General features: G+C 35.4%; 18 protein-coding genes and 1 riboswitch. Of the genes, 3 read left to right on the top strand and 15 right to left on the bottom strand.

Translation table 11 applies throughout. The annotated features are described in order from the left end of the window. Positions 1-188 precede the first annotated feature (188 nt). Positions 189-1,829: a peptide ABC transporter substrate-binding protein gene (locus EKQ63_RS02815; protein WP_087952229.1), complete on the top strand. Its 1,641-nt coding sequence runs from the start codon at positions 189-191 to the stop codon at positions 1,827-1,829. Positions 1,830-1,873: 44 nt separating this feature from the next. Here EKQ63_RS02815 and EKQ63_RS02810 read toward each other — a convergent pair whose 3' ends face one another. The 4 genes from EKQ63_RS02810 to EKQ63_RS02795 all read right to left on the bottom strand — a co-directional run bounded on the left by EKQ63_RS02810 (position 1,874) and on the right by EKQ63_RS02795 (position 4,829). Next, positions 1,874-3,016, bottom strand: coding sequence for a YhgE/Pip domain-containing protein (locus tag EKQ63_RS02810; RefSeq protein WP_142940665.1), 1,143 nt, complete (start codon positions 3,014-3,016; stop codon positions 1,874-1,876). A 58-nt stretch (positions 3,017-3,074) separates the two neighbouring features. After that, entirely contained in the window at positions 3,075-3,656 is a 582-nt protein-coding gene (locus EKQ63_RS02805) for a TetR/AcrR family transcriptional regulator (protein ID WP_143880712.1), read from the bottom strand. A gap of 65 nt (positions 3,657-3,721) precedes the next feature. After that, complete coding sequence (locus EKQ63_RS02800) at positions 3,722-3,913, bottom strand: hypothetical protein (RefSeq protein WP_087952230.1); 192 nt, start codon at positions 3,911-3,913, stop codon at positions 3,722-3,724. A 16-nt stretch (positions 3,914-3,929) separates the two neighbouring features. Further along, entirely contained in the window at positions 3,930-4,829 is a 900-nt protein-coding gene (locus EKQ63_RS02795; RefSeq protein ID WP_087952231.1) for a helix-turn-helix transcriptional regulator, read from the bottom strand. 172 nt (positions 4,830-5,001) lie between these two features. On the opposite strand from EKQ63_RS02795, the gene EKQ63_RS02790 reads away from it, so the two are divergent. Next, a complete protein-coding gene (locus EKQ63_RS02790; RefSeq protein ID WP_042515810.1) occupies positions 5,002-5,469 on the top strand; it encodes a YusW family protein in 468 nt (155 codons plus the stop codon). 16 nt (positions 5,470-5,485) lie between these two features. On the opposite strand, the gene EKQ63_RS02785 is transcribed toward EKQ63_RS02790, so the two are convergent. Genes EKQ63_RS02785 through EKQ63_RS02765 form a run of 5 tightly spaced genes read right to left on the bottom strand, consistent with a single transcriptional unit; the run spans position 5,486 to position 10,785 of the window. After that, complete coding sequence (locus EKQ63_RS02785) at positions 5,486-7,096, bottom strand: peptide ABC transporter substrate-binding protein (RefSeq protein ID WP_143880711.1); 1,611 nt, start codon at positions 7,094-7,096, stop codon at positions 5,486-5,488. Positions 7,097-7,109: 13 nt separating this feature from the next. Further along, positions 7,110-7,883: an ABC transporter ATP-binding protein gene (locus EKQ63_RS02780; RefSeq protein WP_087952233.1), complete on the bottom strand. Its 774-nt coding sequence runs from the start codon at positions 7,881-7,883 to the stop codon at positions 7,110-7,112. Further along, positions 7,880-8,890: an ABC transporter ATP-binding protein gene (locus EKQ63_RS02775; RefSeq protein ID WP_087952234.1), complete on the bottom strand. Its 1,011-nt coding sequence runs from the start codon at positions 8,888-8,890 to the stop codon at positions 7,880-7,882. The genes EKQ63_RS02780 and EKQ63_RS02775 overlap by 4 nt, the downstream gene beginning before the upstream one ends. Then, the gene (locus tag EKQ63_RS02770; protein WP_087952235.1) at positions 8,847-9,851 is read right to left on the bottom strand and encodes an ABC transporter permease; all 1,005 of its coding nucleotides are present in this window, start codon (positions 9,849-9,851) and stop codon (positions 8,847-8,849) included. Before EKQ63_RS02770 ends, EKQ63_RS02775 begins: the two co-directional genes overlap by 44 nt. A gap of 16 nt (positions 9,852-9,867) precedes the next feature. Then, positions 9,868-10,785, bottom strand: coding sequence for an ABC transporter permease (locus EKQ63_RS02765; protein ID WP_071723403.1), 918 nt, complete (start codon positions 10,783-10,785; stop codon positions 9,868-9,870). 136 nt (positions 10,786-10,921) lie between these two features. Further along, positions 10,922-11,027, bottom strand: a riboswitch (SAM riboswitch). A 167-nt stretch (positions 11,028-11,194) separates the two neighbouring features. Between EKQ63_RS02765 and EKQ63_RS02760 the strand changes: the two genes are divergently transcribed. Beyond that, positions 11,195-11,410, top strand: a complete 216-nt coding sequence (locus EKQ63_RS02760) for a DUF3951 domain-containing protein (RefSeq protein ID WP_087952236.1) — start codon at positions 11,195-11,197, stop codon at positions 11,408-11,410. Positions 11,411-11,426: 16 nt separating this feature from the next. On the opposite strand, the gene EKQ63_RS02755 is transcribed toward EKQ63_RS02760, so the two are convergent. From EKQ63_RS02755 to EKQ63_RS02730, 6 genes are all read right to left on the bottom strand, one after another. Further along, a complete protein-coding gene (locus tag EKQ63_RS02755) occupies positions 11,427-11,930 on the bottom strand; it encodes a hypothetical protein (protein ID WP_087952237.1) in 504 nt (167 codons plus the stop codon). Positions 11,931-12,191: 261 nt separating this feature from the next. Then, positions 12,192-13,451 carry a multidrug effflux MFS transporter gene (locus EKQ63_RS02750; protein ID WP_143880710.1) on the bottom strand — a complete coding sequence of 420 codons (1,260 nt, stop codon included), beginning with the start codon at positions 13,449-13,451 and terminating at the stop codon, positions 12,192-12,194. Between the two features lie 118 nt (positions 13,452-13,569). Beyond that, the gene (locus tag EKQ63_RS02745; RefSeq protein WP_087952238.1) at positions 13,570-15,291 is read right to left on the bottom strand and encodes a DUF3981 domain-containing protein; all 1,722 of its coding nucleotides are present in this window, start codon (positions 15,289-15,291) and stop codon (positions 13,570-13,572) included. Positions 15,292-15,369: 78 nt separating this feature from the next. Beyond that, the gene (locus EKQ63_RS02740; RefSeq protein WP_061677904.1) at positions 15,370-15,903 is read right to left on the bottom strand and encodes an MFS transporter; all 534 of its coding nucleotides are present in this window, start codon (positions 15,901-15,903) and stop codon (positions 15,370-15,372) included. Next, positions 15,900-17,336 carry an FAD-binding oxidoreductase gene (locus tag EKQ63_RS02735; protein ID WP_142940666.1) on the bottom strand — a complete coding sequence of 479 codons (1,437 nt, stop codon included), beginning with the start codon at positions 17,334-17,336 and terminating at the stop codon, positions 15,900-15,902. Before EKQ63_RS02735 ends, EKQ63_RS02740 begins: the two co-directional genes overlap by 4 nt. A gap of 125 nt (positions 17,337-17,461) precedes the next feature. Continuing rightward, on the bottom strand, positions 17,462-18,226 hold the full coding sequence (locus EKQ63_RS02730) for a DUF6612 family protein (protein WP_087996374.1): 765 nt from the start codon (positions 18,224-18,226) through the stop codon (positions 17,462-17,464). Positions 18,227-18,313: the final 87 nt, after the last annotated feature.

The following is an 18,313-nucleotide window of genomic DNA, read 5'->3' as shown; positions in this document are numbered from 1 at the left end:
CATCAAACTATAACGTCTACTACGTTGAAACATATAACGATAGATGATAGTTGAACATGTATACACATATAGAACACCTGATTACCTACATGTACATATTTATAATGGGTTTTCTCTTCTTCTATAGATACACTTCAAGACATGGACATTATGACGTTACGAACAACACATTTAGGGAGGAACGAACAATGAAGAAAAAAGTTGTACCTGTTGTTGCATCTGTTTTAGGGGCAAGTCTATTACTAACTGCTTGCGGGGGAAATAAAGATAACGCAAGCGGAGCGAAGGCAAATGATAAAGCACCTGATAAACAGGCAATTAACTTATCATTTGCTTCAGAAATTCCAACAATGGATGTTGCAAAAGCAACGGATGGGGAATCCATGAACGTAATGCGTAATGTTTTTGAAGGGTTATATGCAATGGGAGAAGATAATAAACCGATTCCTGGTGTCGCTGAGTCGGTTGACGTTAGTCCCGATAAAACGAAATATACATTCCATCTGCGTGATTCAAAATGGTCAAACGGTACTCCTGTTACAGCAAAAGACTTTGTCTTCGCTTGGCAACGTGCCGTAAACCCGGATACAGCAGCTGAATATGCATTCTTATTCTTCGATATAAAGAATGCGAAACAAATAAACCAAAAACAATTGCCGATTGATCAACTAGGGGTCAAAGCTGTTGATGACAAAACATTAGAAGTACAACTAGATCGTCCTGTTCCTTACTTCTTAAGCTTAACGACATTCTCAACATTCTTGCCAATTAATGAAGAATACTTAAAGTCTCAAGGCGATAAATACGGTTTAGAAACAAATCATTTAATTTATAACGGTGCTTTCACATTAGATAACTGGAAACATGAGCAAAGCTTCCAATTAAAGAAAAACCCTAACTACTGGGATGCTAAAACGGTAAAATTAGAAGAAATCAACTTCAATGTCGTTAAAGATAAGTCTACAGAAGTTAACTTATATGATTCAGGACAAATTGATCGCGTTGCTTTAACTGCAGAATTTGTTGATAAATATAAGGGCGATCCAAACTTCAAAGAACGCGCTGAAGTTGGTATTCAATTTTTACGACTCAATCAAAAAAATGAAACATTAAAAAATCAACATGCACGCCTTGCTATTAACGGCGCCATGAATAAAAAAGCTTACGTAGAAACAATTTTAAATAACGGCGCTGTTCCAGCTGAAGGAATGGTTCCTGCGAAATTTGCAAAAAGTCCTGATGGCAACGACTTCCGTAAAGAAAATGGAAATCTAGTGAAAGATGATGTGAAAACAGCGAAAGAAAACTGGAAAAAAGCGAAGCAAGAACTTGGTACTGACAAAGTAACAATTGAACTATTAACTAGTGATAATGCTTTAGCTAAAAAGACTGGTGAATATTTAAAAGGTGAACTAGAAAAGAACTTAGATGGATTAACAGTGAATTTAAAACCACAACCACGTAAACAACAGTTAAAACTACTATTAAGTGGTGACTATGAAATCGGTATTGATGGCTGGGGCCCTGACTTCGCTGATCCAATTACATTCTTAGATTTATTTACAACAGATAGTGCTTACAACTTCGATAAATACTCTAACAAAGAGTACGATGAGCTAATTCATAAAGTAAAAACAGATTTAGCTGGTGATGAAAAGGCACGCTTTGAAGCAATGAAGCAAGCTGAAAAAATTCTATTACAAGACGGTGCTGTCGCTCCTTTATACCAACAAGGTCGTTCTTACTTACAACGCGGATTTATTAAAGGACTTGTAACAACTGACTTCGGTGGTGAGTTTAACTACAAGTGGACAGAAGTTGCAAAATAATAAGTGCTAATAAAAAGGTATCCAATTGAGGATACCTTTTTATTTTATGCTTCTTTAACTACAGAGCTTCTTCTTCCCTTTACCATTCCTTTTATAGCTAAAGTCATCACTGCTACTGATTGTGTAACCAATACAATTACTAATAATGAAATAATATTTCTCTCTAAACTAATCCCTCCAAATATTATTGTATAATAGCCATTCGCTGCATATGTTGCGGGAAATAGTTCACCGATTGTTTGATATGTTTTAGAAAGCATCTCATGTGGGACAATTACACCGGAACTTACAAGTTGTAACGATAGTGAGATAATATTAAAAATCATACCTGCGTTTCCAAACGCAGTTAGAAACATTTGTGTTAATGAAAGAAATGCGAAGAAGACTATTGCTTGAAACACCCATATACTCCCTACCGTTTCGTGCATCTCAATTTGGAAGCCTTTCATCAAACCAATTGTAATACATGCAAGTAAAATTGATACTGTACCGTTTATAATTTGTCTTGATAAGAAATTACTCCAACTGCCCTTTACTTCTTTTGCAACTTTTGATAGTTCCATACTCATAATCATTGCTCCTACAAATGAAGCTAATACGATCATTAGCGGTACCATATTCACTGAAAATCCTTTTGTATCATTTACTTTATGAACTGTAAAATCAATTGAATCTTCAGTTAACCCTTTTATCACTTCTACATTCTCAGGTCCTACAGCTTGTAGCTTTCCGACAATCGCTTGTTTCTTATAACTTGCTACCTCTTTATTTACATTATCTCGAATTTGTTTTGCAGCTCCTTCCATCATTTGCTTTGCCATCATGGCATTCGCTTGATTAATGTGGAAGTTTAAATTTGATTTTCCTGTTTCATTTATATCTTTTGAAAAAGAAGCAGGAATTTCAATAATCATATCGTACACATGGTCATTCATTTCTTTGTTTGCTTTTTCCACATACCGTTCTGCTTTCACTTGAAATGGTAAATTTCTCTGTAAGCCTTCTGCTATTTTATTACCTATATTGACATCTTCATTTACAATAGCGATACGCATTTGATCTGCTCTTTCATTCACTCCATCATATGCCGTTAACCACACGCAAAAGAAAATAATTTGGAATGATAGCGCTACGACCATTCCTACATACGTACCTGGTCTTTTTAAAAATTGTTTTAATGTATCCATCTTCCCGCTCTCCTTTTTAGCAAGCAAGTACATACTTGCATTTTATTTTAAATAAATACTAGGGTCTTAATGCCCTAGCATATAAAACAATATTATTTTCAATAAATTTCTCATCATCAACTTCTGTCAGGCGATCGGCAAAACGTAATTTAGATAAGAAATATCCAAAATTGATCCAGATAAAGTTCATTACTTGCGCTTCAATATTCGTATCAATAATGTTTCCTTTTTCCTGCATTTTTGCAAAATAGATACTTAATTCTTCTTTTAGTCCTTGTGGTATTTTAGCAATTTCCCCGTCTAATTCAGGAAATTCTCCAGCCTCACGTATACCGATAGCAATAATATCTTTTACCCCATCTAAAAAATTATGATAATGCCTTGCTAAGTTTTTTAAATCTGTTTCTAATTCCCATACAATCTCTGTTTGCAAAAATTGTTTTAAATGCGGTACATATGAAAATTCAGCAACCGCTGCTTCAATAACACCCTTCTTACTTTTAAAATTGCGAAATATCGTTACTTCATTAACACCAGCACGCATTGCAATTTCTTTCGTTGTAGCTGCTGTATATCCTTTTTCTTTCACTAATTCAATCGCTGCTTGAATAATTTTTTCTGTTGTCTTTGAGCGCGCCATAAAATCCTCTCTTCCTCATGCAAGTGATCACTTACATTTAGATTATATAACTTTTCTAATAATTGTCAACAATCCTCTTTTCCTTCTTTTTGCATTGAACCAAAACTCATCATACATATAAACCCAAACATCAAATATGTTCTCCACGTCAAAGAAGGTACATGCCCTGACCAAAGATAGCTAATGAAATAATTAATTCCCATAATACAAGACGATATTACTAAACTAATACTTATTAGTTTTGCATATTTGAGCATATCTTTTCTCCTTTTTTTATTTTTCTACTTCTTCAAATTGTAGATTCACCGGTTCTTCTAAAAGTGTTTCATAAAAGTTCTCTGCCAAATCTGTTGAAGGGATTTTTTCATCCACTTCATCAAATCGAATACTATCTAACCACACACAACCTTCTCCTGATAATAAAACACCAAATGCAATACCAAGCGCTCCTTCTTTTATATCTAATACAACCGAGTAAGATTGCCAGTTATTCGTATTTTTAATCGGGCGATTTTGCATATTATCCATAGCGAGCGGTTCTGTATCTTTTCCATCTACTCGCATCCACAATCCTGCCCAATCCCTTACATTTTCACTCTTAATAAATGCTGTAAAACGTAATCTCTTCCCTACATATTTATCTGCTCGGAACATTTGCATTAATGTTGAAAATCCTCCGTGCGTAACATTCTCTTTTGCTTTTATGTATGCAGATACTTTCCCTTGATGGACAACTTCATAATCTAAACCCATCTCATATTCAGCAGGATGACTTCCACTTAAGATCCATCCTTTCGGTATACCTTTTTGCATTGAAACACCCTCTCTTTCTATATAAAATGACTGGAAGTACTTTCGATATTTCTTTGGTGGCAATTGAAACATTCTTTTAAAAGCTCTCGTAAATGCCTCTTGTGAGGAAAAACCGTATTGCACTGCAATATCAATAACGGCTCTCTCCGTTGACACTAAAACTTGCGCAGCATGAGTTAATCTTCTCTTTCGAATATAATCCGTTACACTCATCCCAACATATCTTTGAAAGATACGATGAAAATGGTACATCGATACTGCACTGTGAGACGCCACTCTTTCTGTTGTAAGCTCCTCATGTAAATGATCCTCTATATATTCAATTGCTTGTTTTATCATCTCTTTATATTCTTCATGCATGTTAGTACCCCCTCACAACTTCAATTTACCATATACATACAAATCATTTTTGATTTAAATTGCGGACTATCCCTTGTGGCTATACGATAATAATTTATTTTCAACTCATACATAATTACATGATTTTGGGAAAAACTTGTATAGAACGAATTTACATAAGGAGGAATTTATGATGAGAATTTTACTATCAGTTTTATTAGCTCTTATGCTAGTACCTGCATTAACAGGATGTAAAGCTCCTGCAAAAGAAGACACAACTTCTAATAAAAAGACTACAGAAGAGGCAAAGAATGAGGCTCCTGCTGATTTAAAACTAAACTTTAATCAATTCGATTTAAAGGCAGACTATCAAGATACAAAGAAAGACTACGAAGCAGACTATAAAAATGTAGCAGCTGATAAGAAAATGGAAGCAAAAATTGAAGATCATAAAGCAGATGTAAAATTAACAGGAGACGAGGCTATCACAAAATTAAGCCCACTTCTACAAGAATTAAAATTTGATAAAGATACTGCTGACCAAGAAGTAATCGATCAAGTGGTGAACGTGTTCAAACTTGATAAAGACTATCAAAAATTCGATTTAGAAGTTGTCTTCTCTGATGGAACAAAAAAGGAATATAAAAGAGAAATAAAATAAAGAAGTAGGCGGTTGCCTACTTCTTTATTTTTGCGTATCTTAAATCTGGTTTAGATCCAACATAATATTGAAGTCCAGATACCGTTTGTTTTTGTAAATAGGAATCCGACGGGAATATAATTGGAATTAATGGTGAATCTGTAAACATAATATCTTCCGCTTTATGCAATAAGTCGAAACGCTTATCTTCATTTTGTTCAACTTCTGCTTCCTTCACTAAAGCATCAAATTCTTTATTATGCCATTTTGCATAATTGTTTGGACCATCACCTGCATATAAATCTAATTTAGTAATTGGGTCTAATAGAGAACCGCCCCATCCCATATAAGCTAATTGGAAATCACTTTGCTTATATGTGTCGATGTAACTCTTCCACTCTTTATTTTCTAATTTAATATCTACGCCAAGATTTTTCTTAAACATTTCTTGCATTGCTTCTGCTACTTTTTTATGTTGTGTATCTGTAGTGAATTTTAATGTTACTTCAGGTAATGTAGACCAGCCTTGTTCTTTCATGCCTTCTTCTAATAATTTTTTCGCTTCTGCTGAATCAAATTTAACGTAACCACCTTTTTCTTTACGGAAATCACGCCCACTTTGTGTTTTTGCTCCTTCTGGAACGAATGCATTTGCTTCTTGTGCATTGTTTTTATACAGTTTTTCAACAATAAACTTACGATCAACTGCTAACGAGAATGCTTTACGTACTTTCGCATTTGTGAACGGCTCTTTTTCTACGTTAAACGAATAAATATAAGATGAAAATCCTGCAACACGTTTATATTCTTTATTTCCTTTTTCTTTCTCAATCATTTCTTGCGGTAAACTACTTAGTAAATCTAATTCTTTTGATTTGTATAATTGGTACGCTGTTTTAGAATCTGGAATAATACGAAACTCAATTTCTTTTAATGTTACCTTTTTATCATAGTATTCTTTATTTTTTTGTACTGTAATAGCCTGATTATGCTTCCATTCTTTTAATGTGAATGGTCCGTTCGTAATTAACTCTTTTGGATCTGTTTTTAATTTATTATTATCATCAATTGATTTTTTAGATAATGGAATGAATAATGAACTTGCCAATTTTTGTTTAATAGAAGACACTGGGTGCTCGAGTGTTACCTTTAATGTTTGAGGATCAATGACTTGAATGCCAACTTGTCCTTCTTCACCTTTTCCAGTATTGTATGCCTCTGCCCCTTTAATAAAATACATTTCTGTTGCATTCATAGAACCCGTTTTCGGATTTAATAATCGCTTCCATGCAAATTCAAAATCACTTGCTGTAATAGCAGAACCATCTGACCATTTAATATCTTTCTTTAAATGAATTGTATACTCAGTTCCATCAGCATTTACTTCTTCTTTCTCTGCTAATTCATTTTGATATTTCCCATCACTATCTTGCGTATATAAGCTTGAGAATAAATGTCCAATTACATAACCTGAAGTACTATCTGTCGCGATAGCGGAATCAAGTGTATATGGATCGCTACCAATATTCGTTACTAATCGATCTCCTTCCCCCTTACCAGCACTCGCCTTTTGCGTCTCTTTCTTACCGCAAGCGACAGAAGTAATTGCTAAAACAGTCATAATGACAAACAGTAAAAACTTCTTCATCCTACATTCTCCTTTAACCTGAAATTTTTGGTGTTGATGCCAATAGTGTTTTTGTATAAGAATGTTGTGGATTACGGAATACTTCGTCCGTATTTCCAAATTCAACAAGTTCTCCTTTGTATAGAACAGCCACTTTTTCACATAAATAGTGAACCATCGGTAAATCGTGCGCGATGAATAAATATGTATAATCTTGTTCTTTTTGAATTTTTTGCAGCAGATGTACAATTTGAATTTGCAATGAAACATCTAATGCTGAAATTGGTTCATCAAGAATCAATACTTCTGGCTCACACAATAACGCTCTTGCAATAGCAATTCGTTGACGTTGTCCCCCGCTAAATTCGTGCGGATAGCGATCAATATATCGTCTATCTAATCCCACACGTTCTAGCGCATCACCTGCTACTTTATCCTTTAATCCTTTATCACCTAAACCGAATGAAATATAACCTTCCGTTACGCTATCGCGTACTTTCCAGCGCGGATTTAATGCTGCTGTGGAATCTTGAAAAATAAACTGTACTTTCTGTAAGAAATCACGTTTATGAGCTGCCTTCAACTTGTGAACGACTTGACCGTTATAATCAATTTCACCAGACGTTGGGCTCTCGATCCCAGCTATGAGCTTACCAAGTGTTGTTTTTCCTGAACCACTTTCTCCAATAATGCCTAGCGTTGTTCCTTTCGGGATCGCAAGTGATATGTCTTTTAACGCTGCGATTTCTTTATTTTTACTTCCATACGTTTTCGTTACTTGCTTTACAGTAATTAAATCTATCGTCATGAGGCATTCACCTTCTCTTTTGATTTCGCTTTATTATGCTCCAGAACATGTTGCCAACAATGTGAACTATGCTCCTTGGAATATGTTGTTCTCTCTGGGAAACGATGAATACATTCTTTTATCGCTACTGGGCAACGATTTACAAAAGGACAACCAAAGCTATTTAACGTCTCAATGGAAGGTGTCGTCCCTTCTATTGCACGTAATACTTTTTCGGAATCATCCATATTCGGAATTGCTTGTAATAAGCTTTTTGTGTATGGATGTTTAGGGGAACCTATCACTTCCTCTATCGTTCCTTTTTCAACAACACGTCCCCCATACATCACAACTACTCGATCCGCTACTTCACGTACAAGTGCTAAATCGTGCGTAATTAGTAAAATACTCGTATTTTGCTTTTCCTTTCTTTCCTTTAATAACTCCATAATTTGCTTTTGAATTGTTACATCTAATGCTGTCGTAGGTTCATCCGCAATAACGAGTTTTGGGTGGCAAACAAATGCGATTGCTAAACAAATACGTTGCCTCATGCCTCCGCTTAATTGATGTGGGTACTGTTCAAAGCGTTTCTCTGCTTCATGTATTCCTAAATCATTTAATAGGTTAATCGCAATTTCTTTTGCTTCTTTTTTCGATTTCTTTTCGTGTTGCAAAATCACCTCTGTAATTTGCCTTCCCACCTTCATCGTCGGATTTAAAGATGAAAGTGGGTCTTGAAAGATAAACGAAATATCTTTCCCTCGAATTTGATTCCATTCTGATTCTTGTAGATTCGTTAATTCCTTTGATTCAAAAGATATATTTCCATCATCAATATGAATTGATTCTTGATTTAAGCCGATAATAGATTGTGCTGTAACACTTTTCCCTGAACCACTTTCTCCTACAAGTGCAACTATTTCACCTTCGCTAATAGAAAAGGAAACATGCTTCACAATTGCTTGTTTACTATTCTCTTTTTCAACGGCTAACGTTACGTTTTCTAAAGATAAGAGCTGTCCCATGTTTTTTCTCCTTTCGATTCCGTTTTACGATTTTTGGATCAATTGCATCTTGTAAACCATCACCAATTGCGTTAAACGCGAACATAATGAGCGCAATCATGATTGCTGGGAAGAATAGCTGCCACCATTCCCCACTCAATAATGTCCCAAGTGCATCATTCGTCATCGTCCCCCAGCTCGCTGCCGGTGATTGCACTCCTAGTCCAATAAAGCTTAAAAATGATTCTGAGAAAATAGCTGCTGGAATTGTAAATGATAAATTTACGATAATAATGCCCGTTAAGTTCGGAATTAAATGCCCGTATATAATTTTTATATGTGATGTACCTAATCGCTCCGCTGCAATAACAAACTCTCTTTGTTTTAAAGATAAGACTTGCGCCCTAACGAGACGTGCCATACCAATCCATCCTGTTAATGCAAGGGCGATGATAATGGTAAAAAGACCTGGTTTCATAACAATTAATAGTAAAATAACAATTAATAAATATGGGATACCGTATAACACTTCGATTCCTCGTATAATCCACTCATCAATTAATGTCCCAAGGCGATTGCGCCCTCTCACATATCCACTAAATCCTCCGATTAGCACACCAAGTCCTATATCAAGAGCAGCTGCCACTAATCCAACTGTTAATGAAATTTTCCCGCCAGCCCAAGTACGTGCCCATATATCTCTTCCCAAATCATCTGTTCCGAACCAATGCTCACTACTAGGTGGTAAGTTTGTTGCCTCTTTTACTTGTTCACTCGCAGTAAATGGCGTTAAACTTTCACCAACAAGTGAGAAAACAATAATGAGTAATAACGTCACTGATCCTAAAACTGCGATTGGATTCGATACAAACTTACGAAACACTTCTTTCTTTCGGCTAATCTTTTGCTGATCTTTATTTATTGTTAATTCTTTTTTCTCTTCATTTGTTAATAACTGGTCATTAATTTCATAAGCTCCCATCTAAACATCCCCCTCCTTACGTAATAGAACGAATACGTGGATCAACAATACGGTGAATAATATCTGTAATAAAAATACATACAATTAAAAGTGCACTATAAAAAATGGTTGTTCCCATAATCACTGGATAATCTCGATTAAAAATACTATCTACAAAATATTTTCCGAGACCAGGAATTGAAAAAATCTTTTCAATAACGAAAGTACCTGTTAAAAGTCCCGCCATTAATGGTCCGACAAATGTAAGTACTGGAACAATCGCATTTCGAAGAGCATGTCTTATAATAATCTTCTTAATCGGTATACCTTTCGCTCTCGCTAACTTAATATAATCACTCTGCAGTACTTCGATCATATTAGAGCGAACAAATCTTGTAATCACTGCGATTGGTCCTAACGCTAATGCAAAGGATGGCAATACCGTATGTTCAAATGTACCCCAAGAGGCTACTGGTAAGAGCTCGAATTGAATAGCGAATACTTGTATAAATAGTGGTGCTAAAATAAAACTCGGAATAGAAATACCGAGGATGGCAAGTAAACTTACACCGTAATCAATTACCTTCCCATGATAGAGAGCAGCAAATGTACCTGCAGCAATTCCGACTAGCAATGAAATAACAAGTGCTTGTAAACCAATAATTGCTGATGGACCAAAACCAGTTGTTATAATTTCTGATACACCTTGCCCGGTTGATTGAACAGATTCACCAAAATCAAAATGAACTACGCCGTCTAAATAAGCAACATATTGATTCCATAACGGTTCATCAAGGTGATACTTCGCTCTCATGTTTTGGATCACTTCTTCAGGAAAGATTTTTGCATCTGATGAAAATGGATCCCCCGGAATAATATGCATAATTAGAAATGTCACCGTCGTAATAACCCATAGCGTGAACACCATAACTGATAATTTTTTAATTACATACACTTTAATAACCCCCTAAACACATATATTTACTCAGTTTTATGAACGTACTTTTTCCATTACTCCCTTTTCTCTTTTTAGAATACAAAAAGCCTTGATCTTAAAAAATAAGATCAAGGCTTAATAAACAAAGGCCCATCACTTATCTTTCAAGACTTGCTTGCTGGAATTAGCACGGTGTTCCTATTACAGAACCCGCTGCTGAGGTGTCATAGGGCCAGTCCCTCTACCTCTCTGGATAAGTAAATTGCTATATTATTATTTAGTTCAAATTGTATATTTCGAATTATAATTCTGAAAAAACGAAAAGTCAATCAAATTGGATATATTTAGAAAAATCAGTTTTTAATACTTTTATTTATCTATATCGCGTTTCGCCTATAATAAAAAAAGATATGAAAGTAGCTATAAGATGGCCCCCTTACTTCTAGCTACTATAGGATTACCCTTAACAATCGTTATACTTGTCATCATCGGCTTCTACAAACTCTTCATCAAAAAGAAAAGTATCACCTCTTTTTATACCCCTTTCGATAATATTACCGGGCAAACTATTTCCGAATTTCACGAAGAACAGAAGATATTAGTATCCGAGGATGAAGACGAAGATGGCAAGAAGAAAAAATAACCTTGCATAGGCAAGGTTATTTTTTCGTTTCTGCTTGAAATCGTTTATAGTATGTCGATGCTGTTGCAAAGTTAATTTCTATATCACGAATCAACGATGAATCTTCTTCTTTAGCTAACTTCTGTAATTTTTTCATTGCTTGTTCCGATTCATTCAAGAAACCAACATATACCTCATGTTCTTGCTCTTTCGACTTTGGAACACGAATTTCTTTTCGCATATGATCAATATCTTCTAACATGCTCGTTGTTACTTTTTGCACATCTTCTTTATATGTAGCAGTCGTTATTTCCTTACCACCCTTTTCTTTTGCCACTTCAAATAACTGTAGTGCTTTATTAATCTCTTTATTCATTTTCAAATCGTATTTTTCATGTACTGCACGGTATTCTTTCATCTCTTCTGTTTGTTCTGTAGATTGCTCTACCTTTTCTTTCGGTTCTTTCGTATCTTTATTTCCATTACACCCTGCTAGAAGAATCATACTTCCCATTACGGCAATACCCAAAACCTTCTTCATCTCTTCTTCTCCTTTTATCTACAGCTACTACTTATTATAATTTCTTTTATCTCCACTTGTTATTATACCGAGAACATCCTACTTTTTACACTTAAGACGACATCGTAACATGTATACCAACATGTTTGTCACAGTATCGTCACTTTATACAAATAACTTTTGCACTGCTTTACTACATCACCTTACAAAACTATATGAGATATTTCAAAGCAATGAAAAAAGAACTGATTCAAATATTCCCTTTGAATCAGTTCTTTTTTGTTAAGCCTCTAAATTTTGTCTTGCTTGCAGTTCAAACTGCTTTTCACTTCTTCTAGCCATAAATAAATAGCATAGTACCGCACCAATTTCACAAAGAGCTATTACAACACCCATCGGTAATGCGGTGTTACTTCCACCAATACCTACTAGCGGTGCAACAAGCGCTCCTGAAATGAACTGTAATAAACCTAATAAAGCTGATGCTGTTCCTGCAGCTTGTTTTTGATTTCTCATCGCTAATGAGAACCCCGTTGTTGAGACAACCCCAACGCTTGATACGACAAGGAATAACGAGCATAAAACACCAATTAACCCTATTCCTAGTAAGATTGTCAGTAGTAAAGTTAAACCACCAACAGCTGCAATAATGATACCAGAGACAAATAATGTCTTCTCATTCACTTTCCCCGCTAAACGACCCGTAACCTGACTAGCAATAATAATACCGATGCCGTTAATCGCAAAGAATAAACTAAATTGCTGTGGTGATGCTCCGTATATGTTCTGCAACACAAATGGTGAACCCGAAATATATGCAAACATTGCCGCTGTTACTAATCCTTGTGACAATGCATATCCCATAAACAGACGGTCCTTTAACAATTTTCCGTACGTCGCCAAAGTTCCTGACAAACCACCCGTTTCTCTTTCTTCAGGAGGTAATGTTTCACGCAATACGAAAGTAGCTGATATTAACATGAATACGCTAATTGCTCCAAGAACGATGAAAACACCGCGCCACGTTGTAAACTGTAATAATTGCCCCCCAATAATCGGTGCCAAAATAGGTGCTGCTCCGTTTACTAACATAAGCAGTGAGAAGAACTTCGTCATTTCAGAACCTGAATACATGTCACGTACCATTGCACGTGATATAACAATCCCAGCTGATCCTGAAGCTCCTTGTAGGAAGCGTAATAACACTAAAGTCCAAATAGATGGCGCAACAGCACAAAGTAAAGAAGAAGCAACATAAATAATAAGAGCAATAATAAGAGGTTTGCGTCTTCCGTAAATATCACTAATTGAGCCAACAAATAATTGTCCTACTGAAAGCCCAAGCAAACAAGCTGTTAATGTAAGCTGGGCTAGGGATGCACCTGTTTGCAAGTCATCCGTTAACTTCGGTAACGAAGGCAAATACATATCAATAGATAATGGCCCAATCGCCGTAAGTGTCCCTAGTACAAGAATCATCCATAACCTGTTCATCTTTACAGGCTTATATATTTCCTGATTAACTTCATTCACTTTTTTCATTCACCCTTTCCTATACATACTAAATCGTAACAATTATAGTTACAACATAAACATACGTCAAGTATAGCGCATTTTCCTGTTTAATTTTGTAAAAAAAAGCGATAGAATTTCTATCGCTTTACTTGTTCAGATTACTATTTGTAAATTTAGATACGGAAGACATCGCCTCTCCTGTATCTAAATATGTGATTTGAATTGGATCTCCCACTTCTGTAAACATAGCATATGGGAATTTCTTTACAGGTATCATAAATACTTTTTGTTCATTCTCTAACAGTACGTATACGATTGTATTTTCACCTGATTTTTCTTTATATACACGTTGTACAGTGCCTTCTTTTTGCGCCTCTTTCCCATTTGAAGTCGGTCTAAATGAATCTCCGCTTCCACTCAGCGCATTTTTATAATTCTCAAGCGCTTCTTTTTGCGTCGAACCTGTTGCAAATATTTTCGCATTAGAAGCATAGATAACAGTATGGGCACGTACTAATCCTCCGTCATCAATAACAGGTACAATCCAAGAAGGTTTACCGTACACGTTATAAATAACCGGCATCGTTCCATGCCACTTTTCTCTCTTAAAGGAATTATCCACGACTTCCGAAGCAGCCGAACCATCCATAATTCCCTTTACTTCTTTTCCGTTATAGTAATACAACTTACCTGTACGCGCATCAATAAGTGAATAACCTAGTGCAGAATCTACTCCTTCTTTCGGAGAAGTGAAATCAGTAAAGTAATATAGTGTTCCATCCTTACCGAAAATCGGTGTAACTCCTTCTTTCGTTCCCCACTCAGTCGGGATCTTCATATCAGTTTGCGAGAATTTTGTATTCCAAAATCCGTGAATATATTTACCGAAGTACGTATTTAACGTAGATGCAGTCTCGTGATTTAATACGCCATCAACAAATTTAGGTGCCTTGCCTTTATCGTATCTTTTCACTTCACCTGTTTGTGCATCTACTACTACAACGCCCTCTACCTCAAATCCAGATCTTCCTGAAATAAATTCACCGTACGTCATTGTGTAATACGGTTTCCCTTTATCATCCACTTCAAATTTAGGTTTTCCTTTAAAAATTAAATTTGGTTCTGCTTGCCTTACCACACGCTCTAAATGATTTCCGAAAAACATGCTTGGCACGTATTTCATTTTATAACCAAGGTGCAGTTTCGCTTCTGCATCAGGATTCGTACCTGACATCGTGACGTACCCTGGAATTGTCTCAGCTTTACGTGCTTTAAAAAATCCTGAAACTTCAATCGGTGCTACATATAAAGCCTCGCCATTTACCATTTGTGGCGTTAATTCTCCTAGCTCAAAATAAGCTACCTTCGGAATATCCCCAAATACTTTTTTCATCTTATTCTCCGCTGTCTTTGGCGGCACCGTAAATGGCTGATCATTTTCAGTAAATGGCTCTGAAATATCTTTCTCTACCTTTACAACAGAATCATATTTCTTTTGCGAGATTACTATATCGTGCAAATAACCAAAGTAGCCGTAACTTGCAAGTAAAACAAGCATTAGAAGTCCTTTTAACGTACCTTCTAATTTACCTATTTGATCTTGGGAAAATAAAACAAGCCCAATTAAAATTGCTACTGCAACAGAATAATGAGTAAGAATTGAATCTGCTCGATCATCAATTAGCCAAAAATATTCATAGATTGCAATACCTATCCAAAATAAAACTGGAATAACTAAAATAGATGATTTCTTACCCTTTACAACCTTCTCATCCCCTTTCTTATCCACTGCTCGAAGTTTACTACCGCTTCTTCTTGTCCATGGAATCAAAAACAAAGTGAGAATAGCTAAAATTAAAAATTTCATCAAAGGCAATGTCCCCTTTTCTTTTGTCTTCCCCTTTAGTATAACAAATAAAGGTTATTCAGGTAAAAATGGGAATCGTTATATTTTTTTACTACTTAATACAACTCCGCTCACTACATATAAGATAGATGCAATATAAAAAATCGTGCCGATCGTAAAGAAATCTACTAAATATCCCGTTGCAATAATTGCTACTGCTCCTCCAATCGATGTCCACACATGATATTTTCCAATCTCATAACCAGCATTTTCTTGTACAACTTTTCGTGCTAACGACGTCTTCTCCGTATTACGCTGCACAGCACCTAAAACCCCCATTACAATTTGAAGAATGTATACATGCCAGACTTCCGTGGCAATCGGGAAACAAAGCATTAATATTGCCATGGACCAAGCATATATAATTAATAATTTCCGATCACCTACTCGATCAGACACCTTTCCTACTACCGGATATACAAGCGCTGAAGTTAAGGCAAATAAGCCGTACGCCCAGCCAAACTGTGAGAAGCTATTTCCAACATTCCGAAGCAATAGAATGTAAAAAGGAAATACCATACTTCCAGCCATCATAATAATGCTTTGTGAAGCTACAAATCTTCTATATGTCATTTCGTATACTCCCTATAAAATAAATTCACAAATCTCTCTTTTGGATCCGCTTCTTTTTTCTTCTGAAGAAATTCTTCTATACGAGGATATGCTCTCTTTAACTGCTCTTTCGTTGGATAAGAATAATACGGTAAATAATAACTACCGTTATGCTTTAACGTAACATCAATCATCTTCTGAATAACATTTTCTGTTTTCTTTATCTCATGTTCAGAACGCCCTTGATTAATTAAAAGAACCAGTGCAAACATATCATCTTTCGCATAGGATAAAACTGCATTTTCATTCTTTTCCACGTAACGAATCGTAATATTGAGCAAATTAAACTCTTCCTCATTTAATACGTTACGTAAATCATCTACGTATTCCGTGAAAGAATCTATAGGCACAAAATATTCTTGTAACACCTCTGTCCTATTTGGATTTTCATATTCCATAAAGGCACTATCTGACCTCATAACATTATTTCGCGTCTCATACTTTCCATCTGTACGTTCAAAATAACTTCTTTGTATATCCCAGAACGTATCTTTTCCCCAATCACTATAGCGTGATAATCCGAGTAAAAATTTAGGCGCTGCTATAATAGTTTCTTCTTTTAATTCACTATACTCCTCCCTCATATTTTGGTTTTGTGCCAATGTATAATCTGTCACATACATTTCTCTTAAAAATGAATTTGGAGCAACAGAAATACGAGCTAAGTGCATACGAACATTTTCATCTTTTTTCACTTTCTCTTTGAAATAAGACGTGTATTCTTTATAATCTAGCATTTTCGTGTGCGTTTCATATAATTCATCATTTGTTAACTTTAAGGTCACATCTAAAATGACACCAAATAACCCGTAACCGCCAATGACATAAGGAAATAAATCCGCATTCTCTTCTCTACTTACATTACGCACCGTACCATCCGCCATTAGCAATCTAAACGACTCTACTGTATCAATCAATGCTTCATGACGAATATCACGACCATGTACATTTACACTTAATGAACCGCCAACCGTAAAAATATTTTGAGATTGCATAACTTGAACCGCAAGACCATATGGATTTATTTTCTTCTGAATATCATTCCACGTGGCACCACTTTGAACTGTAATACGCTTCTTCTCTGGATCAAATTCTAATATTTTATTATACCCTTTCATATCAAGCATCGTCCCATGCGGATAATATGTCTGCCCGCCTTGGCTATGCTGCATACCTGCAATAGAAATCTTCTCTCCAGAAACATTCGCATCTTGCACTAATTTTATTAAAGAGTGCTCATCCGTAGCACTTTCAACACGTTTTATTTTTGTCGGAAGCAATTTACCTACATCACTCATAATAGGATGATCCAGTTGTTTTTTATATGTATGTACAGACGTTGCAAGCAAAACGGTATACGCTACAATGGCCACTACTATCTTTCTTTTTTTCAAATGACACTCTCCTTGTTTGAATTTCTTTCACTACATATTGTACCTATTTTTCTAAGAAGAAAATATGTTAGTAACGAAAAAAGAGAGATGCCCTTACTTTTTTGGGGCATCTCTCTGCAAATCAATCAATTCGTTGCTGGCAACTGTATTGGATCAAATTTTTCATACGATGTATATTTTATATCCGTCATAAAATGTGCTTTCTCCTTACTGTTTCTACTCACAACTATATCCATTCTCAATGACTCATATTTAAAATCTTTTGTAATCATATATTCTGCATCTATCTCTTCTACCTTTGCATTCTGTGCTTCTAATGCTTTCTTCTGCGTTTCACCTATACTACCTAAAATACTCTCTGCATCTTTTCCTTTTAACCTGAGCTTTAATTTATATTTGTCTCCGCTTTTTTCTATATTCATTTTTTGTACAATTTCTGGCGGGATTTCTACATTCTCTTTCACACTCTTGGCTGCATTCATCCCACTAATATTTAATTTCTCCTCTGGTATAGATATAACTTCACCCGTATTAGGATTCTTCACTTGACCAACAATTTTATCATTTACACCATAAATGATAATATCAGTACCCGAAACATTCATTTCAGCACGAGAACTCTTTGTTTTTGGCTCTATTTGTATTTTAGCCTTCACTATACTCAGTTCTTGTCCGTCAGCCTTTATGTCCATATTCTGCATCAACGTTACATACTCTTCATTTTTTAAGTTTTCATACGCCTTATTAAAAACATCCTTTGCGGCTAATTCCTTCTCTTTCTTTACTGATGCCGTTTTGGGTCCATCCGTCTTTGATACTTTATCACTACTACACCCTACCCCTAGACCAATTGTAAGTAACAAACTAGAAGCTATCATGATTTTCTTCATAAAAATCCTCCTTTACCAAATAATACCACTGTTTTTTCTTTTAAATCCAGATGATTTTCAATTTCATTATTTAACATGTTTGATGAA

The sequence above is a fragment of the Bacillus sp. BD59S genome, from assembly GCF_007363175.1.
Classification (GTDB): Bacteria; Bacillota; Bacilli; order Bacillales; family Bacillaceae_G; genus Bacillus_A; species Bacillus_A pacificus.
This window is presented reverse-complemented; position numbering and strand designations above follow the sequence as displayed.